This window comes from Pseudonocardia sp. SID8383 (assembly GCF_009864975.1).
GTDB lineage: Bacteria > Actinomycetota > Actinomycetes > Mycobacteriales > Pseudonocardiaceae > Pseudonocardia > Pseudonocardia alni.
In genome coordinates this window covers 1-20,795 of sequence record NZ_WWFY01000621.1, presented here as the reverse complement: position 1 = coordinate 20,795, position 20,795 = coordinate 1, and the positions used below count along the sequence as shown (strand labels likewise).

Here is a 20,795-nt window from a genome sequence, read left to right as displayed (position 1 = left end):
CGCCGCGACCTACGACGTCGGCGCGGGGGCCTGGGTGCCCAGCCCGCCGTCGGGTGCGGCCGACCCGCAGGCGCTGCGCGGCACCCGGGACGCCCTGGCCGTGGCGTTCACGACCTCCGGCTCGACCGGCATGCCGAAGCTCGCCGCCCACCTCGGCAGCGGCGTGGCCACCCACGCCCGGAACGTCGCCGCCGCGGGCGGCTGGGACGCGGAGTCGGTCAGCCTGGTCGTGCTGCCGCTGTCCGGGGTCTTCGGCTACGTCCCGGCGCTCGCCGCGATCGCCGCCGGCGGGGCGGCGCTGCTGGAGCCCACGTTCGACGACGACCTGGTCGTGGCCCACATGGGCGAGTTCGGGGTGACGCACCTGGCCTGCGCGGACGACGTGGCCGGGCGGCTGATGGAGAGCCACCGCGCCCACGGCGGCGACCTGTCCGCGTGCCACCGCCTGCTCATCGGGGACTTCTACGGCAAGTCGATCCAGGTCGCGGAATGGGCCGAGAAGGAGACCGGCACCCCGACCATGGGGATCTTCGGCTCCAGCGAGCTGTTCTCGCTGCTGTCGTTCTGGCTCGAGCACGACCCGGCGCCCGCGCGCTGGCGGGCGGGCGGTCGACCCGTGTCCCCGGACATCGAGGTGCGCGCCGTCGACCCGGTCACGGGCGGGCCGCCGCCCGCGGGCGAGCCCGGCGAGCTGCAGTTCCGCGGCTACGCCGTGGTCGACGGCTACCTCGGCGACACCGACGGTGCGATCCGCGCGCGCTCGTTCACCGCCGACGGCTGGTTCCGCTCCGGCGACCTGGGCACGGTCCACCCGGACGGCGCGTTCGACTACGCGGGCCGGATGGGCGACTCGTTCCGGCTGCGCGGCTTCCTCGTGGAGCCCGCCGAGATCGAGATCCGCCTGGCCGAGCACCCGGACGTGGCCCGGAGCAAGGTCGTCGGCGTCACCGTGGACGGGGACACCAGGGCCGTCGCGTTCGTCGAGGCCGTGCCCGGCACCACCCCGGACCCGGCCGCGCTGCGGGCCTGGTGTGCCCAGGCCCTCGCGACGTTCAAGGTGCCCGACTCCGTGCACCTCGTCGAGCAGATGCCGACCACCGTCGGCACCAACGGTTCCAAGATCAAGGCTGCCGCGCTGCGCGAGCTCGCGGCGCGGCTGTACAGCAGCACGGAGGTCCCGACGTGAGCCCGTCCGATGTGGTCGTCTGCGACCCGGTGCGCACGCCGGTCGGCGTCGACGGCGGGGTGTTCGCCACCCTGACCGCCGCGGACCTGGCCACCCAGGCCCTGCAGGGGCTGATCGCCCGGACCGGGCTGGGGGAGGGCGACGTCGACGACGTCGTGCTCGGCTACTGCTACCCGACGAGCGAGGCGCCCGCCATCGGCCGGGTCGCCGCCCTGAACGCGGGCCTCGGCGTCGGCGTGGCCGGCATGCAGCTCGACCGCCGCTGCGGCTCCGGGCTGCAGGCCGTCCTGCAGGCGGTGCTCACCGTCGGGCAGGGCTGGGCGGACCTGGTCGTCGCCGGCGGCGTCGAGGCGATGAGCCAGGCCGAGTACTACGCGTTGGGCCTGCAGAAAGGGGTCCGCGGCGACGAGCTGCGGATGGTCAACCGGATCACCCGGGGCCGCACCACTGCGGGCGGGGTGCACTTCCCGGTCCCCGGCGGCATGCTCGAGACCGCCGAGAACCTGCGCGCCGAGTACGCGATCAGCCGCACCGAGCAGGACGAGTTCGCGCTCCGGTCGCAGCAGAAGGCCGTCGCGGCGACGAAGGAGGGCCGGTTCGCCGAGGAGATCGTGCCGGTCACGGTGCCCGGCACCCGCCGCACGCCGGAGACCGTGGTGACCCTCGACGAGCACCCGCGCGCCGGTCTCACCCTGGACGACCTGGCGCGGCTGCGGCCGGTCCGCCGCCACGAGGACCCGGACGCCACGGTGACCGCGGGCAACGCCTGCGGGCAGAGCGACGGGGCGTCGGTCTGTGTGGTGACCACCGCCGCGCGGGCGGCCGAGCTGGGCCTCACCCCGTTCCTCCGCATCGTGACCTCCGCGCTGGCCGGGGTGCCGCCGCGGACGATGGGGATCGGGCCGGTGCCCGCGGTCGCCACGGCGCTCCAGCGCGCCGAGCTGGAGTGGGCGGACATCGACCTGATCGAGGTCAACGAGGCGTTCGCGGCCCAGGTCATCGCCTGCCTGCGGGAATGGGGACTCCCCTCGGACGAGCCGCGGCTCAACGTGAACGGCTCGGGGATCTCCCTCGGTCACCCCGCAGGCGCCACCGGCTGCCGGATCCTCACCACCCTGGCGTACGAGATGCGTCGCCGCGGGAGCCGCTACGGCCTGGAGACGATGTGCATGGGCGGCGGCCAGGGCCTGGCCGCGATCGTCGAGCTCGTGGCGTGAAGGTCCTCTGGGTCCTCGCCCACCCCGAGCCCCGCTCGCTGAACGGTGCGTTGAAGGACGCGGGCGTCGCCGCGCTCGAGCGGGCCGGGCACGAGGTCGTCGTCTCCGACCTGCACGCCATGGCCTGGAACCCGGTGGTCACGGCGGCGGACTACGGCCACGACCCGGACGAGCGGTTCCGGGTCGGGCCGGTGTCGGCCCAGGCCCGCACCGCCGGGACGCTGAGCGCGGACGTGCGCGCCGAGCAGGACAAGGTCGCGGCCGCCGACACGCTCGTCGTCCAGTTCCCGCTGTGGTGGTACGGCATGCCCGCGATCCTCAAGGGCTGGTTCGACCGCGTGTTCCTCAAGGGCTTCGCCTACGGCGTCGTCGATCCCGACCACCCCGGCCGCACGCTGCGCTACGGCGAGGGCCCGCTCGCCGGCAAGCGGGCCCTCGTCCTGACCACCGTCGGCGGGCGCGGACCGGACCTCGGACCCCGCGGCGTCCACGGGCACCTCGAGGAGCTGCTCTTCCCCCTGCAGCACGGCACCCTGTTCTACGTCGGCTACGAGGTCCTGCCGCCCGTCGTCGTCACGGGCGCGAACCGGGTGTCCGACGACGAGTTCGCCACGGCCGCGAGGGAGCTGTGCGAGCGGGTGCTCGCCGTCCCGCACACGACCCCGCTCCCGTTCCGCAGGCAGAACGGCGGGGACTACGACGACGACCTCGTCCTGCGCGACCACCTCGCCCCCGGCCGGGCCGGGCTCGGGATCCACCGGCGCGATCGACCCACGGAGACGGAGAGATGACCGAACCGTTCCTCACCGAGGACCGCCTGGCGATCCAGGCGATGGCCCGCGAGTTCGCGATGAAGGAGGTCCTGCCCGTCGCCAACGAGCTCGACCCCGAGCACGGCGAGATCCCGATGGCCCTGCGGGAGAAGATGGCCGGGCTGGGCTTCTTCGGCATCCTCATCCCGGAGGAGTACGGCGGGCTCGGCCTGGGCCTGTCCGAGTACGCGATCATCGTCGAGGAGCTGGCCCGCGCCTGGATGAGCGTGGCCAGCCTGATCGCCCGCGGGCAGCAGTTCACCGCCGGCTTCGACGCCGACCAGCGCGCCCGCTACCTGCCCGCCATGGCGCGCGGCGAGTTCCTCAGCGCGTTCGCGTTGTCCGAGGCCGAGGCGGGCTCCGACGTCGCCAACCTGAGCTGCCGCGCCGTCCCGGACGGCGAGGGCTGGCGGATCACCGGTCAGAAGATGTGGTGCACCTTCGCCGACGGCTCGGACTACCTGCAGGTCTTCGCGCGGACCGAGCCCGTCGACCCGGCGCACCGCTCGCGCGGGGTGACCTGCTTCCTCATGCCCAAGCAACGGGGCACCCTGCCCGAGGGCGTCACCGGCACCCCGGTCCGCAAGATCGGGTACCACGGCTGGAGGACCTGGGAGCTCGCCTTCGACGGCGCCTGGGCGAGCGAGATCGTCGGCGAACCGGGCAAGGGCTTCCGCATCGCCATGGGTGACCTCGACACCGCCCGCATCCACACCGCGGCCCGCGCGATCGGGCTGGCCCGCGGGGCGCTGGAGGACTCGATCGCCTACGCCGGTGAGCGGGTCCAGTTCGGCCGCCCGATCGGCGTCAACCAGGCGCTGCGGTTCACGATCGCCGACATGGCGGCGCAGGTCGAGGCCGCGCGGGCCCTGATGTACCAGGTGTGCACCGCGGTCGACGCCGGCCGGCCCAGCCCGACGCAGGCCTCGATGGTCAAGCTCGTGGCCTCCGAGATGGCCGAGCGGGTGACCAGCGAGGGCCTGCAGATCCACGGCGGCGCCGGCTACACCACCGACTTCCCGGCCGAACGCTACTGGCGGGACGCGCGGCTCACCACGATCTTCGAGGGGACGTCGGAGATCCAGCTGCGGATCATCTCCGACGCTCTGCTGGGGAGGACCGACCGTGCCTGAGACGCACCGCTCCTGAGACACACCGCCCGTCGTCCCTCCGCCGCGGCAACCGGATCGGTGGGGCACGCCCACCGATGCACGACGCCCGGTTCGCCATCAGACTGCGCGGTGGGCCAGGGCGCGAGCCGCGGGCCCCGACGGTTCGGCGCCGGCTGGGCCGTGGACCGCTGTCCCGTCAGGCGTCTGCGCGCGAGCTCGGATGCAGCCCAGGCATCCCGGCGGGGCTGCCGTGCGGGATCCACCGGGCCAGCAGGTCCCGGCCGAACAGCTCGTCGACGACCATGCAGCCCGCTCCGGTCGGGCCCGCTCGTTCGCCCAGCGACGCCCGCGCGATCTGCAGGTCGCGGGTGGCCAGCGGCAGAGACCGGCGGTAGACCGACTGGCGAACCCCGGCCAACAGCAGATCGCCGGAGGTCCCGACCCGGCCGCCGAGCAGGATCGTCGACGGGTTGAAGAAGTTGACGATGGCCGCCACGGTGTCGCCGACCAGGCGACCGGCACGCGACAACAGCTCGACCGCGACCCGATCGCCGAACTCGGCGGCGCGCACGACGTCGTCGGACGTGATCTCGCCCGCCTTCGCCAGCCGCTCGGTCAGGTGCTCCCCCCGGTTGTCCAGGGCGGCCGCCGTCGCATCCCGGGCCAGTGCGGCGCCGCCCGCGAACGCCTCCAGGCAGCCGACGTTGCCGCAACGGCACACCACCTGCTCCGCGCCGGGGACCGATCCGGTCAACCCGACGTGTCCGATGTCGCCCGCCGAGCCCTGCGCGCCGCGGTGCAGCCGTCCGCCGGAGATCAGTCCCGCCCCGATCCCGGTACCGATCTTGACCAGGACCAGGTCGGGGGATCCGACCCCCCGGCCCGCCCGGTACTCGCCCAGCGCCATCAGGTTGACCTCGTTGTCCACGAACGCGGGCGCGTCGTAGCGGGTGGCCAGCCGGTCGCGGACCGGGTAGCCGTCCCAGCCCGGCATGATCGGTGGCGCCACCGGACGGCCGGAGGCGAACTCGACGGGGCCCGGCACCCCCAGACCGACGCCCCAGACGGCGGGAGCGCCCCGGTCGGCGAGCAGCTCGTCGAACAGGCTCTCCACCCGGCTCAGGCTGGCCTCCGGCCCGGTGGCGATGTCCCAGGCGCGACTCCGGTGGTCGACCAGACGTCCGCTCAGGTCGGCCACACCGGCGTCGAATCCGGTCACCCCGAGCGAGGCCACCAGCAGCACCCCCGCATCGGCACGGAAGCGCAGCTCGCGCGGCGCTCGGCCGCCGGTGGACGTGCCGAGGTCGCCTTCGGTCACCAGACCCGCTGCCTCCAGCTGCCCGAGCCGCTGCGAGACGACCGTGCGCCCCAGCCCGGAGCGACGGGCCAGCTCCGGACGTGTGCGCGCGCCGCCGGAACGAACCAGGTCGAGCACGGTGACCAGCGTGTCCAGCTGGTCCGGCGCGACCCCTTGCACGGACGGTCCCACTCGGCGACCTCCTCGTTCCGCCTCGGCCAGGCTTCCGAGGATAGTCCATTGACTTTTGTGCAGATCAAACTTTACTGTCATCGCATCGATCGCAAGTGCGGCGCCGTGGCCGCACCGAAGGAGGTGGGTCGTGCGTCTCGGCTATCACTCGATCACGTGGGGCGGCGTCACCGGCGCCGCGGCCGGGGTGACCAGCGTCAAGGACCTCGTCTACCGGGTCCCCGGAGACATGGACCGGGCGCTGCGCGAGATCTCCGCCGCCGGCTACCGGGGCGTCGAGATGTTCGACGGGAACGTGCGCGAGTTCGCCGAGGTCCGCGACGACCACCCCGGCTCACTGCACCGGCTGCTCGACGAGACCGGGCTGTCGCTGGTCGGGGTCTACACGGGCGGGAACTTCGTCTACCCCGAGATCCTGCCCGATGAACTGCACCGGGTGCGCCGGGCCGCTGAGGACGCCGCCCGGTTCGGCGCGGCACAGCTGGTGGTCGGTGGCGGTGCGCCGCGAGCGCAGGGGATCGCCGACGGCGACCACGACCGGCTCGCCCGGGCCCTCGACACGGTCGCCGGGATCGCGGCGGAACACGGCCTGTCCGCCTGCTACCACCCGCACCTGGGCACGATCGGCCAGTCCCCGGAACAGATCGAGGCCGTGTTCTCCCGGTCCACGATCGGCTTCTGCCCGGACACCGCCCACCTGGCCGCCGGTGGTGGCGACCCGGCCGCGCTGATCCGTCGCCACGCGGACCGGATCCGGCACGTGCACCTCAAGGACCTCGGGGCCGACGGTGCGACGTTCCTGCCGCTCGGCCGCGGCGTGCTCGACCTGGACGGTGTGCTCGCCGCCGTCGCCGAGGTCGGCTACGACGACTGGCTGGTCGTCGAGCTGGACTCCTACGACGGCGACCCGGCCGAGGCGGCACGGATCAGCCGCGCCTGGCTCGACGGCGCGCTGGACCGGGCCGGGCTGACCGTGACGACGAGTTGAGACAGGAGCAACCGATGGCGGACAGGCTCCGCGCCGGGATCATCGGCGCCGGGTTCATCGGCGGCGTGCACGCACACGCCGTCCGGGCGGCCGGGGGCGAGGTGACCCGCGTCGCGGCCTCGCGCCCCGACCGGTCGGAGGAGGCCGCCGTCCGCCTCGGTGCCCGCACCGCGGCCGTGAGCGGCGACGCCCTGATCGACGCCGACGACGTCGACGTGGTGCACGTGTGCTCCCCGAACTCCACCCACGTCGCCCTGGCCCGCCGGGCGCTGGCCGCGGGCAAGACGGTGGTCTGCGAGAAGCCGCTCGCGACGACGCTGGACGACGCGCGGGCGCTGGTCGCCGCGGCCCGAGGCCGGGTCGCGACGGTGCCCTTCGTCTACCGCTTCCACCCCGCGGCCCGGGAGATCCGGGCCCGGGTCCACGCGGGCGGGGCCGGGCCGCTGCACCTGCTGCACGGTGCCTACCTCCAGGACTGGCAGGCGGCCGGAGCGCCGGCCGGATGGCGCGGCGACGCCGCCGAGGGCGGCGCGCACCGTGCGTTCGCCGACGTCGGTGTGCACTGGTGCGACCTGGTCGAGTTCACCAGCGGGCACCGGATCACCCGCCTGCTCGCCGCGACCGCGGGCGGGGGCACGGCCAGCACCGTCCAGTTCGAGACCGACAGCGGCGCCACCGGCTCGGTCGTGGTCAGCCAGACCGCGCTCGGCCGGCGCAACGCGCTGCGCATCTCCCTCGACGGCGAGCGGGCGGCCTACCGCTTCGACCAGGAGTCGCCCGAACAGCTGTGGATCGGTGACCGCGACGGCGACCGGGTGCTGCACCGCGGCGCGCCCGCGTACTCGCCGGCCGCGGCACGGTACTCACTGCTCCCGCCCGGCCACCCGCAGGGCTACCAGGACTGCTTCAACGCGTTCGTGGCCGACACCTACTCCGCGGTCCACGGCGATGCACCGGACGGGCTGCCCACGTTCGCCGACGGCCTGCGTGCTGCCGCACTGACCGACGCGGTGATCCGCTCGTCGGAGTCCTCGACCTGGGTGGAGGTGCCCTCGTGAAACTCGGAATGCTCACCGCCTGTCTGCCCGACCGGCCGCTGGACGAGATCGCCCGATGGGCCGCGGGAGCGGGCTACGAGGCCCTCGAGGTGGCGGCCTGGCCGGCGATCGGCGACCGGCCGTTCACCGCCAGCCACCTCGACGTCGCCGCGTTCGGCGAGCGCGAGGCCGACACCACGCGCGCGCTGTTCGACGAGCACGGTCTGACGCTGAGCTCGCTGGCGTTCTACGACAACAACCTGCACCCCGACCCGGCCGAACGCGCCGCCGTGCACGCCCACCTCGCGGCCTGCATCGACGCCGCCGCGCTGCTCGGCTGCCCGACCGTCGGGACGTTCGTCGGGCGCCATCCCGGCCGGACGGTGGCGGAGAACCTGCGCGACGCCGAGGAGATCTTCCCACCGCTGGTGGAGCGGGCCGGCGAACACGGCGTCAAGCTGATCGTCGAGAACTGCGTGATGGAGGGCTGGCACCCGGACGGCTACCCGGGCAACCTCGCTTACTCCCCGGAGCTGTGGGAGTGGATGTTCTCGCTCGGGCTCTACCTCAACTACGACCCCAGCCACCTGGTGTGGATGGGCATCGACCCGGTCGAGGCCCTGCGTCCCTACGTCGACAGGATCCCGCACGCCCAGGCCAAGGACATCCAGCTCTTCCCGGAGCGGCGCCACCGCTACGGCTGGCCGGGCAAGGCCGTCGTGCGCGAGGACCCGTTCGACGTCGGCTGGTGGCGTTACCGCGTGCCCGGACTCGGTGACGTGGACTGGCGCCGGGTCGTCGACACCCTCTACGAGGGCGGCTTCGACGGCGTGCTCTCGGTCGAGCACGAGGACCCGGTCTGGGGCGGCACCGAGGACCGGATCCACACCGGCCTGGAGGTCGCCCACCGCACCCTGCGGCCGCTGATCGTGGCCTGAGTCGCTCGGCGGGGCCCGGCCGGGCCCCGCCTGCACCCCCGCACCTCGATGAGAAGGGCGGGACCACGGCCGGCCCCGTCCGGGGCCGGCCCCCACCCGTGCACTGCCCGCAGCAAAGGAGCTAGGGAGATGGGCGAGACCTTCGACGTCGTCGTGGTCGGCGGCGGGACGGCCGGCTGCATCGTGGCGGCCCGGCTCAGTGAGGACCCCGGCCGGCGGGTGCTGCTGATCGAGGCCGGGCCCGACTACGCCACCGCGGTACCGGCCGCCGTGCTCGAGGGCCGGGTGGTCCCGATGCGCGGACACGCGGCGGACGTCGACCCCCGCCACGACTGGGGGCTGGCCGCGGAGGGGGCCGGCGGCGCACCGATCTCGGTGCCGCAGGGCCGGCTGATCGGGGGCGGCTCGGCGATCAACGGCATGATCTCGCTGCGCGGCGCCACGGCCGACTTCCGGGAGTGGGCCGAGCGGGGCAACCCGCGCTGGGACTGGGCGCACGTGCTGGCCGCCTACCGCGCGCTGGAGGACGACCCGGCCCCCGGCCCGGACATCCACGGCCGCGGCGGCGCGTTCCCGATCGCACGCGCCGAGGAACACGAGTTCGCCCCGCTGCAGGCCGCGTTCGTGCGGAGCTGCCGGGCGCTCGGGGCCGGGTACCAGCCGGACTTCAACGCCCCGGACGCCGAGGGCGTCGGTCCCGCCCCGATGAACCGGGTCGGCACCACCCGGATGTCCACCGCGGCGACCCACCTGGCGCCGGCCCGCGGACGGCCCGGCCTGACGGTGCGCGGTGACCTCCACGTCCGGCGCGTCGTCCTCCGGGGCACCACCGCGACCGGCGTCGAGCTGACCGACGGCACGGTGATCGACGCGGGCGAGGTGGTGCTCACCGCCGGCGCGATCCAGACCCCGGCCCTGCTGCAGCGCTCCGGGGTGGGTCCGGCGGCGCTGCTGTCCGGGCTGGACGTCCCGGTCGTCGCGGACCTTCCGGTGGGGGAGAACCTGGGCGACCACTTCTCGGTGCCCCTGCTGGCCGCGCCGCGCGAGGGCACCTGGGCTCCGGAGGACTTCAGCCTGCAGACGGTGCTGCGCACCTCGACCGCGGCGCAGCCGGGCGCCCTCGACGCGCAGCTGACCATGTTCACCTACCTCGACGTGTCCACCACCGAGGCCGGTGCGCGGGGGCTGGCCGGCACCGGCGGGACGGGCCACGGCCAGCTCGCGGGGATGGGGTGCGTGCTGAACAAGCCCCGTTCGGTCGGCACGGTGCGGATCACCTCCACCGACGCGACGGTGCTGCCCCGGGTCGCACCGGGCTATCTGACCGAGCAGGTCGACCGGGACGCGATCCGCGAGATCGTCCGGCTCGGCTGGGCCGTCATCACGGGCGAGCCGCTGGCCGGGATGCTGCACGAGCCGATCGGGCTCGACGCCGCCACCGTCGCCGACGACTCCGCCCTGGACGCCGCGATCGAGACCATGACCGCGTCGGGCTACCACTTCACCGGCACCTGCGCCATGGCCCCGGCCGGGCGCGGCGGTGTGGTGGACCAGGACGGGAGGGTGCACGGACTGGCCGGTCTGCGGGTCGCGGACGCCTCGGTGATCCCCGTGGAGCCCGCCGCCAACACGATGCTGCCCACCGTGATGACCGCGGAGCGGCTCGCCGCCGCGGCCCGCGGGCGCTCCTTCCCGGAGGCGTCGTGAGCACCCCGGTGGTCGAGATGTCCGGCGTCGCGAAGCGCTTCGGCGGCGTCGTCGCGGTCCGCCACGTCGACCTGGAGCTGTTCCCCGGCGAGGTGCACGCGCTGCTCGGGGAGAACGGTGCCGGCAAGAGCACGCTGGTCAACATGCTGGCGGGCGTGCACCGGCCGGACGCCGGCACGATCGCCGTGGACGGCACCGAGGTGACGATCCCGAACCCGCGCGTCTCGCGGTCCCTGGGTATCTCCGTGGTGCACCAGCACCCGGTGACGTTCCCCGACCTGACGGTGGCGGAGAACATCATGCTGGCCGGTCCCGCGCCCCGCAGGCGCACCCGGCTGCTGGACCGGGGCGCGGTCCGCCGGCACGCCCGCGAGGCACTGGCCCGCCTGGACGTCCGGCTCGACATCTCGGCCGAGGTCAAGCTCCTGTCCGCGGCGGACCAGCAGCTGCTCGAGATCGCCAAGGCACTCGACGCGGACACCCGGCTGCTGGTGCTCGACGAGCCCACCGCGGCGCTGTCCACCCGGGAGGTGGACCGGCTGATGGAGATCATCGCCCGGCTCAAGGCCGACGGCGTCGCGGTGCTGTTCGTCGGCCACCGGCTGAACGAGGTGTTCGCGCTCGCCGACCGGGTGAGCGTCTCCCGCGACGGGGCCACGGTCGTCTCCGGTCCGGCGCACGAGTTCACCCCGGAGTCGGCGGTCGGGCACATGGTCGGCCGTTCGGTGGAGACGGTGTTCCCGAAGGCCGACGTCGAGCTCGGGCCGGTGCGCCTGGAGGTGCGCGGCCTGGGCAGGCGGGGCGCCTACACCGACGTGTCGTTCACCGCGCGCCGCGGCGAGATCCTCGGCCTGGCCGGGCTGGTCGGCGCCGGTCGGACGGAGATCGCCCATGGGCTGTTCGGACTCGAACCGGCCGACACCGGCGAGATCCTGCTCGACGGCATCCCGGTGGACATCGCGACGCCGCAGCAGGCGATGCGCCACGGGATCGCCTACGTGCCCGAGGACCGGCAGTCCGAGGGCGTGGTGCTGGAGCACTCGATCGCCTTCAACCTGCCGCTGGCGCTGCTGGAGCGGCGGCCCCGGTTCGGTCTGCTCTCCCCGCGCGCCGACCGCGCGCTCGCGGACGACTACATCGAGCGGCTCGGCATCCGCACCAGCGGTCCGGACCAGCTGCTGGGCCAGCTGTCCGGGGGCAACCAGCAGAAGGTCGTCATCGCGAAGTGGCTGGCCACCGACCCGTCGGTGCTGATCCTCGACGACCCGACCAAGGGCATCGACGTCGGTGCCAAGGCCGAGGTGCACCGGCTCGTCTCCGAGCTGGCCGGACGCGGCCTGACCATCCTCCTGATCAGCAACGAGCTCGAGGAGCTGTTGTCGGTGTCCGATCGCGTGGTCACGTTCTACCGCGGTGCCCAGGGGCCCGGGTTCGACCGGCGTCCGTTCGACGCGGGACAGGTTCTCGCCGCGATGACCGGGCAGGTGGCCGATGTCCACATCTGACACGCGCACCGCGCCGGAGGCGGGACCCACGCCGGGGGTCCGGCGGCGGATCCCCCGGGAGGCGGGCCTCGGCGTCGTCCTGGTCGTGCTCGTGGTGTCGTTCGCGACGTTCACACCCCGGTTCGCCACCGGTGACACGTTCGCCCAGATCGGCACCGACCTGGCCATCGTGCTCATCGTCGCGGTCGGCCAGGCCCTCGTGCTGTTCACCCGCAACATCGACGTCTCGGTCGGGTCCACGGTCGGGCTCACCGCCTACCTCGCGGCCGGTCTCACCGCAGCCGTCCCCGGGCTGCCGGTAGCGCTGTCGGTACTGGCCGCCTGCCTGCTCGGGGCGGCCCTGGGCGCGGTGAACGGCGCCCTGGTCGCGACGCTCAAGGTGCCGTCGATCATGGTCACACTGGGCACGCTCTACATCTTCCGCGGGCTCAACTCCGCGTGGGCGGGCAGCTCGCAGATCACCGCGCAGAACCTGCCGGCCTCCTACTCGGCGATCGCCACCGGGACGGTGCTCGGGATCCCGCTGATGGTCCTCTACGCGCTGGCCGTCGCCGCGCTGGCGCACCTGGTCGTCCGGCACACCGTCACCGGCCGCGCGATGCTCGCCGTGGGCAGCGCCCCCGCATCGGCCGAACGGACCGGCATCGCCTCGAAGCGGCTGGTCTTCGGGGCCTACACCGCCACCGGGCTGCTGTGCGGCCTCGCCGGGGTCCTCTGGGGCGCCCGCTACGGCACGGTCGACTCCTCCGTGGCGACCGGCTTCGAGCTCGTCGTCCTGGCCGCCGTCGTCGTCGGCGGCGTCAGCATCACCGGCGGGGTCGGCACCGTCGGCGGGGTCGTGCTGGGCGCCGCGATCCTGTCCGTGATCGGCACCGGACTGGCGCTCGCCGACGTCTCCGCATTCTGGCTGCAGGCCGTCCAGGGACTGGTGATCATCCTGGCCATCACCCTCGACCTGGTCCTGCGGCGCCGCCTGGAATCCCGAGGAGTGTCCACATGACCGCGCAGACGACCGAGCTGCGACCCGTCGCCACCCCCGTGCGACGACGGCTCCCGACCTGGTTCGGCACCTGGGAGATCACGCTCTCCGCACTGGTGGTCCTGGCCCTGCTGGCCGCCTCGGTCACCAGCCCGTACTTCGCGACCGGCCAGAACTTCTCCATCTCGGCGACCGGCGCGCTCGGGCTGAGCCTGATGGTCGTGCCGATGGCGTGGCTGATGGTCGCCGGGGAGATCGACCTCTCGGTGGCGTCGACGTTCGCGCTCTCCGCGACGGTGTTCGGCCTGGCCGTGTCCGGAGGCCTGGGCACCTGGCCCGCGATCGGGCTGGGTGTGCTGACCGGGGCGCTGGCCGGGCTCGTCAACGGACTGCTCGTGGTGGACGTCGGGCTGCCGTCGCTGATCGTCACGATCGGGACGCTGGGCCTGTACCGCGGGCTGTCCTACGTGCTGCTGGAGAACCGGGGCATCAGCGACCTGCCGCCCGGGCTGACCACCTTCGCCCAGGAGAACCTGCCCGGCACCCTGGTGCCCTACGGCTTCGTGGCCTTCGTCGTGCTGGCCGTCGCGGCGGCGGTGCTGATGCACCGCGGCACGGTGGGCCGGGCCGTGTTCGCGATCGGCAGCAACGCCCGGGTGGCCCGCTTCTCCGGGCTGCGGGTGGGCGCGGTCAAGCGTGGCCTGTTCGTGGTCTCCGGCGTCGTGGCCGCGGTGGCGGGCATCGCCTACGCCGGATACGTCAGCACCGTCCGTGCCAGCAACGGCACCGGCCTGGAGCTGATCGTGGTGGGCATCGTGCTGATCGGCGGGATCAGCATGTACGGCGGGAAGGGCTCGTTCGTGGGGGTGCTGCTGGCCCTGCTGCTGGTCACGGTCCTCACGAGCTGGATGACGCTGGCCGACGCCGAGACCGCCGTGCAGTACATGGTGACCGGGTTGCTGATGGTCGGCGCGGTCGTCGTGCCCGCGGTGTCCCGGCGGGTGACCGCGTGGCGGGAACGCCGCCGCGCGGCCGGGAGCGTCCGGTGAGGCGCCCCGGCGTGGGAGCCGCCGTCGCGGTGGCGGCGCTGCTGACGCTCACCGCGTGCGCGGCCGCCGAGCCGTCCGGACCACCGCCGCCGCGGCCGGTCGCGGACTGCAACCTGACCATGATCCCCAAGAGCACCGACAACCCGTACTTCGCCGCGGTGCGCACCGGGATGGTCGACGCCCAGCGCGAGCTCGGCGGTGACCTGTCGTTCGTCGGCCCCGCGGCCGGCGACGTCACCGGGCAGATCCAGCGCATCCAGAGTGGACGCCAGCGCGGTTCCTGCGTGATCGGCATCTCCGCGGTGGACTCGTCGGCGGTCGCGCCGGCGCTGGACGCCGCCCGCGCCGACGGGTCGCGGGTCATCAGCTACGACGCCGACGTCAGCGACGGCTCGCGGGGCCTGTTCGTCAACATGGCCACGGCCGACGAGCTCGGCCGCGCCCAGTTCGACATCCTCGCCCGAGCGATGGGCGGCACCGGCGAGTTCGGCATCGTGTCCTCCCAGAGCACGGCCGAGGTGACCAACGGCTGGATCGACGTCATGAAGGCCCAGCTCGCCACACCGCAGTACCGCGGCATGCGCCTGGTCAAGACCTCCTACGGCGACGACGACGCGAAGAAGAGCTACGACGCCGCCGTCGCGCTGCTGCGGGCCCACCCGGACCTGCGGGGGATCATGGCGCCGACCCCGATCGCGATGGAGGCCGCGGTCAAGGCCGCCACCGACCTGGGTGTGGCCGACCGCGTGGTGGTCACCGGCCTGGGCAACCCGGGCACCCAGGCCCAGCTGCTCACCAGCGGCCGGGTCCCGGCCTACGTGCTGTGGAGCCCCCGCGACCTGGGCTACCTGACCTACTACGCGGCCGCCGCCTACACCGCGGGCGAGATCACCGGCCGGCCGGGCGAGACCTTCGACGCCGGGCGCCTGGGGCGCCGGACCGTCGGGCCCGGCGGGGAGATCGTGATGGGCCACCCGATCACGTTCACCCGGGACAACGTCGGTCGCCACCTGCATGACTTCGAGACCACCGGCTGAGCGAGGAGACATGTTCCGCTACACGTACAACACCCTGGCCTACGGCCGGGAGCCGCTGTCGGAGGGGATCGCCCGGCTGGCCCGGTACGGCTACGACGGCGTCGAGCTCGTCGGGGAACCCGCCGAGCAGGACGCCGGACGGATCCGCGCCGACCTGGACCGGCACGGCCTGGTCGCATCCTCGATCATCAGCATCTTCACGCCCGAGCGCGACATCGTGAGCACCGATCCCGCCGTGCGACGACGTGCCGTGGACTACGTGCGCGGCAACGTCGACCACGCCGCCGCGCTCGGTGCCGAGGTCGTCACGTTCACCCCGACGGCCTGCATGAAGATCGTCCCCGGCGCCGATCGCGCCCGGGAGTGGCAGTGGGCGGTCGAGGCCGCACGCGCGGTCGGCGACCACGCGGGGGAGCGCGGGGTGCGGATCGCGGTCGAGCCGTGGAACCGCTACGAGACCTACCTGATCAACCGGATGGACCAGGCCGTCGCCTTCGTCGACGAGGTCGCCCGCCCGGCCGTCGGCGTCATGGCCGACACCTTCCACATGGCCATCGAGGAGACCGACATCGCGGCCGCGATCCGCCGTGCCGGGGCCCGCCTGACCCACGTGCACCTGGCCGACTCCAACCGCGCCGCCCCGGGCTACGGGCACCTCGACTTCGCCCCGGTCCTCGCCGCGATCGCCGACATCGGTTACGAGGGCTGGATCTCCTACGAGCTGCTGCCCGCTGCCGGCGACGTGTGGGGGGTGCTCTCCGGTGCGGGCGCCCCGGAGTTCGGCGACCTCTACACCGGGGCCGCGATCGCCCACACCAGGGCCGTCGTGGCCGGGCTGGGGGAGCGCACGTGAGCCGTCCACTCGGTCTGAGCACGTTCCTGCTGGCGTCCCCGTTCTCCGACGACGCCGTGCGGCCGGCGTTCGAGCAGGTCGCGGCGCTCGGCTACGACCTCGTCGAGGTGTGCGTGGAGGACCCGGCGGTCCTGTCGGCACCGGTGCTGAGCGCGGCCGCCCGGGAGACCGGTCTGGCCGTGGGCGTGTGCGGCGCGTTCGGGCCCGAGCGCGACCTGTCCCACGACGACCCGGCCCGACGCCGGCAGGGGGTGGACTACCTGCGCGGCTGCATCGACCTCGCCGCCGAGGTCGGTTCGCCGCACGTCGCCGGGCCGATGTACGCGACGACCGGCAGGGCCCGGATGCTCCCGCCGGACGAGCGTGCCCGGCAGTTCCGGTGGGCCGCGGACAGCATCCGGGAGGCCGCCGACCACGCCGCGGAGCGCGGCGTCGCGCTGGCGGTCGAACCGCTGAACCGGTTCGAGACCGACCTGGTCAACACCGTCGAGCAGGGCCTGGAGCTGTGCGCCGTCACCGGCCGGGACAACGTCGGCCTGCTGCTGGACACGTTCCACATGAACATCGAGGAGAAGCACCTGGGCGACGCCGTACGGCTCGCCGGTGACCGGGTGTTCCACGTCCAGGTCGCCGAGAACGACCGGGGAACGCCGGGCAGCGGGCACGTGCCGTGGGCGGAGTTCTTCGGCGCGCTCGACGACATCGGCTACCGCGGCCAGGTCGTCGTCGAGTCGTTCCTGCCCACCGTGGCCGAGATCGCCCGCGCCGTGTCGCTGTGGCGCCCGGTCGCGGACTCGCCGCACGCACTGGCCCGCGACGCGATCGCATTCCTGCGCTCGGCGGACGTCCGCCGGGTCCGGTCGTGACGGCCCCGGAGCAATGACCACCACCTACGAGGGAGCGAACCCCATGGAGATCGTCGACCACCACGGTGAACGGGTCCGGCACGGCCGGGCCACGGTCAACGGCGTCCGTCTGCACTACCTGACCGCGGGCGAGGGCGAGCCCGTCCTGCTGCTGCACGGGGTGCCCAAGACCTCCTACCACTGGCGGCACGTGATTCCGTTGCTGACCCCGCACCACCGGGTCGTGGTGCCGGACATGCGCGGCCTCGGCGACTCCGAGCACGCCGTCGGTGGCTACGACATGGCGAACGTCGCCGAGGACTTCGCGGAGCTGATGACCGAGCTCGGCCACGACCGCTTCCGGGTGGTCGGTGAGGACTGGGGCGCCGCGGCGGCGTACCAGCTCGCGGCCAACCACCCCGACCGCGTCCAGCAGCTCGTCTACCAGGAGATGATCCTCCCCGGGTTCGGGCTCGAGGACTACTCGTTCCTGACCCCGGACAACGTGCGCAGCTACGTGTGGCTGTGGCACATCAACTTCTACTCCGTGCCCGAGTTCCCCGAGATGCTGATCAGCGGCCACGAGCGGGAGTACTTCTCCTACTTCATGAAGCACGAGACCCACGACCCGTCGGCGATCACCCCCGACGCGCTCGACGAGTACGTGCGCTGCTACTCCTCGCCCGGTGGCGTCCGGTGCATGTGCGAGATCTACCGGGCGACGCTCACCGACGGCGACCAGAACCGGGAGTCCGCGCGGACCCGGCTCCCGATGCCGGTGCTGGCCGTGGGCAGCGAGCACTTCATCGGTGCCGACAACGAGCGGCAGATGCGCGAGGTCGCCGATGACGTCCGCGCGGTGATCCTGCCGTGGGGCCACCAGCTCGCCGAGGAGTCGCCCGCGGAGCTGGCCGGGCACTACCTGCGCTTCTTCGCCGGGGAGACGGCATGACCTACGCGGTCCGCGACGGCCGGCTCGTCGGCCCGGACGGGAACCCGTTCCTGTCCCTCGGCCTCAACCACACCGACGAGGCGGCACTGAAGTTCCCCCGCGCCGTCGACGTGTGGCGCGAACGCTACGGGTCGCGGCAGCGCTGGATCCGTGACGGCGTCGTCGCGGACCTGCGCGGGTGGGGGTTCAACACGCTGGGGTGGACGAGCGAGTACGTCGCGGGCGGCTGGGGCGAGGCGCTGGACTGGTTCGGCGACCCGATCGACCTCAAGCACTCCGAGCAGTGGACCGCTGCCGAGCTGCGCGGCGCGGGGATGCCCTACGTCGCCCAGGTGCGGGTGGCCGAGATCGAGGACTGGAACGGTCACCCGGCGTTCCGGCCGCTCGACGACGACTTCGTCGACTGGTGCGACCACCTGGGCCGCGCGATCGCTGCGGAGCACGCCGACTCGCCGGACCTGCTCGGCTACTTCCTGGTCGACATCCCGGCCTGGTTGCCGCACGCGTCCGGCCGGGACTTCGCCGAGCTCGCCGGCCTGGAGCCGGGCGCACGGGAACGCGCGCTCTACGACGTCGCCAGCCGCTACTACGAGACGATCGCGACGGCCCTCCGCCGCTACGACCCGCACCACCTGATCCTCGGCGACCGGTTCAACGGGAACAAGGGGATCCCGGAGCCGGTGCTGCGGGCCATGGCCCCGCACGTCGACGTCCTGTCCGTGCAGTACTTCACCGAGCCGACCGACGCGTCGCGCCGGGGGATGCGCGACGACCTGGCCCGCTGGCGTGCCCAGTGCGGGGACAAGCCGGTGATCGTCGCCGACATCGGGAACTGGACCCCGACCGAGCTCGACCCGCACCGCGAGGGCCTGCCCGACCACGCCGCCCGCGGCGCGGACTACGGCGCCGCGATGGAGGTCCTGCTCGACGAGCCCTGGTTCGCCGGGTGGCACTGGTGCGGCTACGTCGAGAACACCGGTGGGCGCGGCTGGGGGCTCAAGGACCCGTGGGACGAGCCCTACCGGCCCCTGACCGACGCGATCACCGAACACAACCGCCGCGCCGCGGCGTACCGGAAGGGGAACTGAGATGGGACAGCTGGACGGCAAGGTCGCGGTGATCACCGGCGGTGGGCGCGGGCAGGGACGGGCGCACGCGCTCCGTCTCGCCCGCGAGGGCGCCGACATCGTCACCTGCGACATCACCGAGCAGGTGCCCACGGTCCCGTTCGCCACCGGGCGCCCCGGCGACCTCGAGGAGACCGTCGCGCAGGTGGAGGAGCTGGGTCGTCGCTGTATCGCGCTCGAGGGCGACGTGCGCCGCACCGCGGACATGGCCCGGCTGGCGGACACGGCGATGAGCGAGTTCGGCCGCATCGACATCCTGCTGGCCAACGCCGGGATCCTGAGCCTGTCGGACAACACCTGGGAGCTCACCGACGAGGCCTGGGACGACATGATCGACATCAACCTGACCGGCGTGTTCAAGGCCTGCCGGGCGGTGGTCCCGCACATCCGGGCGGGCGGCGTCGGCGGCTCGATCGTGATCACGTCGTCGATCGCGGGGCTGCGCGGCGTGGCCGGCTGCACGCACTACACGGCGGCCAAGCACGGCATCGTCGGCCTGATGCGCACGCTGGCCACGGAGCTCGCGCCGGAGTCGATCCGGGTGAACACCATCCACCCCACCGGCGTCGCGTCGCCGATGTCGAACAACGACTTCTTCCCGCAGTGGCTGACCGAGCACGAGGAGCTGGGCAACGCCATGCGGTTCAACCTGATGCCGGTGGACGCCCTGGCCGAGACCGACGTGTCCGAGGTGATCGCCTTCCTCTGCTCCGACGCCGGGAAGTGGATCACGGGGACGACCGTCCCCGTGGACGCGGGCTTCCTGCTCAAGTAGGCCGCACCGGTGGTGCTCAGCCACCGGACCGCGTGTCCTGCTGTGGCGTCCTGAGATCGATCGGGTAGTCGATGACGGCCCGGTCGACGCAGGCCTTGCCGCCGTGGAGGGCGATGCCGTGCTGGGCCGCCTCGACGGTCAGCGAGACCGTCGGCCTGGGTGGCCCCCGGCCGGGTCGGTGAACCACGGGGTGGTCCGGCTCGGCGGCCCGGGCCACCCGTACCCGTAGTCGGTCGGTCCACCGGGGCGACCGGGGTCGAGGAACGGGGCGGTGCTCGGGGGCACCACCGATAGCACTCCGAGTCGAGAGCCCCCGGGAGCGACCGGCGGGGGCACGTCGTCTCCCCGGCACCCGGGGCCGCGGGGAGGGGGTCAGTAGACCCGCAGCTCCCAGCGGGGGAGTCGGTGGTGGGGTTGCCGTTCCCGATGCAGGTGAAGGTGGTCAGGGCCCCGGGCGCCGCGTTGACGATCTTGGCGCCCTGCTGCTGGCAGACCGTCTTGTTGTTGTCGTAGCCGACCGTCTCCGCGAACGCGGGTGCGGCCACGGCGAGCGATGCGCCCATGGCGATCGCCGCTCCACCGATGAGGATGCCCAGTCGCTTCGTCACCTGCTCTCCTGCCTCGTCGCGGCGTCATCTCCGAGGTGCGCCGCCGGTCGTCGTCGCGGACGGACCGAAGCTGGATCGGTGGTCCCGGGACCCCGCCCGAGACGGGACCGGTCCGGCCGCGGACGGCTCCGAGGCCGTCGACGTCGTCGCCCGTCCCGCCCGGTGGTCGGCGGCGTCCGGCTTCCGCCGGCGTGAGGGACGGGGCGAGTCCGGCGGCTGTCCGAGCCGTCGCCGCCGCAACCCGCCGACGAGCATCCCGACGACCACCGGCAGCAGGGCGAGGAGGAACAGGTGCGCAGTCGCCTCCTGCGCCGCGACCAGCCGGGCGGCGGTCGCCGAGCCACGGGCGAGCAGACCCCCCAGGGCGAACGTGGCGAGCCCCCACACGGAGGCCACCGGGATGCTGACCGCCGCGAACCGGTGGTACGGGAGGACACCGCTCGTGACGCGCGGGACCAGTGTGCGGACCACCGCGAACCACTGTCCGAGCGCGACCGCGAGAAGCGGGCGACGCTCGGCCAGCGGGAGCGCCCGGCCGGCCGCGGCCGGCAGGCCGCGCCTGCTGTGCAGCGCCGCCGG

At 73.5% G+C, this 20,795-nt stretch carries 19 protein-coding genes; 17 read left to right on the top strand and 2 right to left on the bottom strand.

Annotation, left to right across the window (positions count from 1 at the left end; genetic code table 11):
• The 4 genes from GTW08_RS15100 to GTW08_RS15085 all read left to right on the top strand — a co-directional run.
• A partial coding sequence (locus GTW08_RS15100; protein WP_161152092.1) for an AMP-binding protein occupies positions 1-1,186 on the top strand: 1,186 nt, incomplete at its 5' end.
• The gene (locus GTW08_RS31870; RefSeq protein ID WP_161152091.1) at positions 1,183-2,403 is read left to right on the top strand and encodes an acetyl-CoA C-acetyltransferase; all 1,221 of its coding nucleotides are present in this window, start codon (positions 1,183-1,185) and stop codon (positions 2,401-2,403) included. The genes GTW08_RS15100 and GTW08_RS31870, both read left to right, overlap by 4 nt.
• Positions 2,400-3,194: an NAD(P)H-dependent oxidoreductase gene (locus tag GTW08_RS15090; protein WP_161152090.1), complete on the top strand. Its 795-nt coding sequence runs from the start codon at positions 2,400-2,402 to the stop codon at positions 3,192-3,194. The genes GTW08_RS31870 and GTW08_RS15090 overlap by 4 nt, the downstream gene beginning before the upstream one ends.
• A complete protein-coding gene (locus GTW08_RS15085) occupies positions 3,191-4,348 on the top strand; it encodes an acyl-CoA dehydrogenase family protein (protein WP_073574004.1) in 1,158 nt (385 codons plus the stop codon). The genes GTW08_RS15090 and GTW08_RS15085 overlap by 4 nt, the downstream gene beginning before the upstream one ends.
• A gap of 175 nt (positions 4,349-4,523) precedes the next feature.
• Here the strand turns inward: GTW08_RS15085 and GTW08_RS15080 are convergent, their stop codons facing one another.
• Positions 4,524-5,816 (bottom strand): ROK family transcriptional regulator, encoded by a 1,293-nt coding sequence (locus GTW08_RS15080; protein ID WP_253067187.1) that lies wholly within the window; start codon positions 5,814-5,816, stop codon positions 4,524-4,526.
• A 130-nt stretch (positions 5,817-5,946) separates the two neighbouring features.
• Between GTW08_RS15080 and GTW08_RS15075 the strand changes: the two genes are divergently transcribed.
• The 13 genes from GTW08_RS15075 (at position 5,947) to GTW08_RS15015 (ending at position 19,608) form a co-directional block, all read left to right on the top strand.
• Entirely contained in the window at positions 5,947-6,804 is an 858-nt protein-coding gene (locus tag GTW08_RS15075) for a sugar phosphate isomerase/epimerase family protein (protein WP_073574003.1), read from the top strand.
• 14 nt (positions 6,805-6,818) lie between these two features.
• A complete protein-coding gene (locus GTW08_RS15070; protein ID WP_161152089.1) occupies positions 6,819-7,862 on the top strand; it encodes a Gfo/Idh/MocA family protein in 1,044 nt (347 codons plus the stop codon).
• Positions 7,859-8,779: a sugar phosphate isomerase/epimerase family protein gene (locus tag GTW08_RS15065; RefSeq protein WP_073574001.1), complete on the top strand. Its 921-nt coding sequence runs from the start codon at positions 7,859-7,861 to the stop codon at positions 8,777-8,779. Before GTW08_RS15070 ends, GTW08_RS15065 begins: the two co-directional genes overlap by 4 nt.
• Positions 8,780-8,908: 129 nt before the next feature.
• Positions 8,909-10,486, top strand: coding sequence for a GMC family oxidoreductase (locus GTW08_RS15060; RefSeq protein WP_073574000.1), 1,578 nt, complete (start codon positions 8,909-8,911; stop codon positions 10,484-10,486).
• Positions 10,483-11,991, top strand: a complete 1,509-nt coding sequence (locus tag GTW08_RS15055) for a sugar ABC transporter ATP-binding protein (protein WP_083658033.1) — start codon at positions 10,483-10,485, stop codon at positions 11,989-11,991. The genes GTW08_RS15060 and GTW08_RS15055 overlap by 4 nt, the downstream gene beginning before the upstream one ends.
• Complete coding sequence (locus GTW08_RS15050; RefSeq protein ID WP_073573999.1) at positions 11,978-12,991, top strand: ABC transporter permease; 1,014 nt, start codon at positions 11,978-11,980, stop codon at positions 12,989-12,991. Before GTW08_RS15055 ends, GTW08_RS15050 begins: the two co-directional genes overlap by 14 nt.
• Positions 12,988-14,019: an ABC transporter permease gene (locus tag GTW08_RS15045; protein WP_073573998.1), complete on the top strand. Its 1,032-nt coding sequence runs from the start codon at positions 12,988-12,990 to the stop codon at positions 14,017-14,019. The genes GTW08_RS15050 and GTW08_RS15045 overlap by 4 nt, the downstream gene beginning before the upstream one ends.
• An 11-nt stretch (positions 14,020-14,030) precedes the next feature.
• Positions 14,031-15,056: a rhamnose ABC transporter substrate-binding protein gene (locus tag GTW08_RS15040; RefSeq protein WP_139282681.1), complete on the top strand. Its 1,026-nt coding sequence runs from the start codon at positions 14,031-14,033 to the stop codon at positions 15,054-15,056.
• A gap of 10 nt (positions 15,057-15,066) precedes the next feature.
• The gene (locus GTW08_RS15035; RefSeq protein ID WP_073573996.1) at positions 15,067-15,909 is read left to right on the top strand and encodes a sugar phosphate isomerase/epimerase family protein; all 843 of its coding nucleotides are present in this window, start codon (positions 15,067-15,069) and stop codon (positions 15,907-15,909) included.
• Positions 15,906-16,775 carry a sugar phosphate isomerase/epimerase family protein gene (locus tag GTW08_RS15030; protein WP_073573995.1) on the top strand — a complete coding sequence of 290 codons (870 nt, stop codon included), beginning with the start codon at positions 15,906-15,908 and terminating at the stop codon, positions 16,773-16,775. The genes GTW08_RS15035 and GTW08_RS15030 overlap by 4 nt, the downstream gene beginning before the upstream one ends.
• Before the next feature lie 13 nt (positions 16,776-16,788).
• Complete coding sequence (locus GTW08_RS15025) at positions 16,789-17,706, top strand: alpha/beta fold hydrolase (protein ID WP_237453857.1); 918 nt, start codon at positions 16,789-16,791, stop codon at positions 17,704-17,706.
• On the top strand, positions 17,703-18,794 hold the full coding sequence (locus GTW08_RS15020; protein WP_073573994.1) for an agarase: 1,092 nt from the start codon (positions 17,703-17,705) through the stop codon (positions 18,792-18,794). Before GTW08_RS15025 ends, GTW08_RS15020 begins: the two co-directional genes overlap by 4 nt.
• 1 nt (position 18,795) lies before the next feature.
• Entirely contained in the window at positions 18,796-19,608 is an 813-nt protein-coding gene (locus GTW08_RS15015) for a mycofactocin-coupled SDR family oxidoreductase (protein WP_073573993.1), read from the top strand.
• 632 nt (positions 19,609-20,240) lie between these two features.
• Here the strand turns inward: GTW08_RS15015 and GTW08_RS15010 are convergent.
• The coding region (locus tag GTW08_RS15010) for a hypothetical protein (protein WP_202417194.1) at positions 20,241-20,795 on the bottom strand (555 nt) is incomplete at its 5' end.

Bases quoted from the DNA above. Each gene is read 5' to 3' on its own strand.
- GTW08_RS15085 (WP_073574004.1), top strand. From the start codon at position 3,191: ATGACCGAACCGTTCCTCACCGAGGACCGCCTGGCGATCCAGGCGATG.
- GTW08_RS15070 (WP_161152089.1), top strand. From the start codon at position 6,819: ATGGCGGACAGGCTCCGCGCCGGGATCATCGGCGCCGGGTTCATCGGC.
- GTW08_RS15060 (WP_073574000.1), top strand. From the start codon at position 8,909: ATGGGCGAGACCTTCGACGTCGTCGTGGTCGGCGGCGGGACGGCCGGC.
- GTW08_RS15050 (WP_073573999.1), top strand. From the start codon at position 11,978: ATGTCCACATCTGACACGCGCACCGCGCCGGAGGCGGGACCCACGCCG.
- GTW08_RS15045 (WP_073573998.1), top strand. From the start codon at position 12,988: ATGACCGCGCAGACGACCGAGCTGCGACCCGTCGCCACCCCCGTGCGA.
- GTW08_RS15035 (WP_073573996.1), top strand. From the start codon at position 15,067: ATGTTCCGCTACACGTACAACACCCTGGCCTACGGCCGGGAGCCGCTG.
- GTW08_RS15025 (WP_237453857.1), top strand. From the start codon at position 16,789: ATGACCACCACCTACGAGGGAGCGAACCCCATGGAGATCGTCGACCAC.
- GTW08_RS15020 (WP_073573994.1), top strand. From the start codon at position 17,703: ATGACCTACGCGGTCCGCGACGGCCGGCTCGTCGGCCCGGACGGGAAC.
- GTW08_RS15015 (WP_073573993.1), top strand. From the start codon at position 18,796: ATGGGACAGCTGGACGGCAAGGTCGCGGTGATCACCGGCGGTGGGCGC.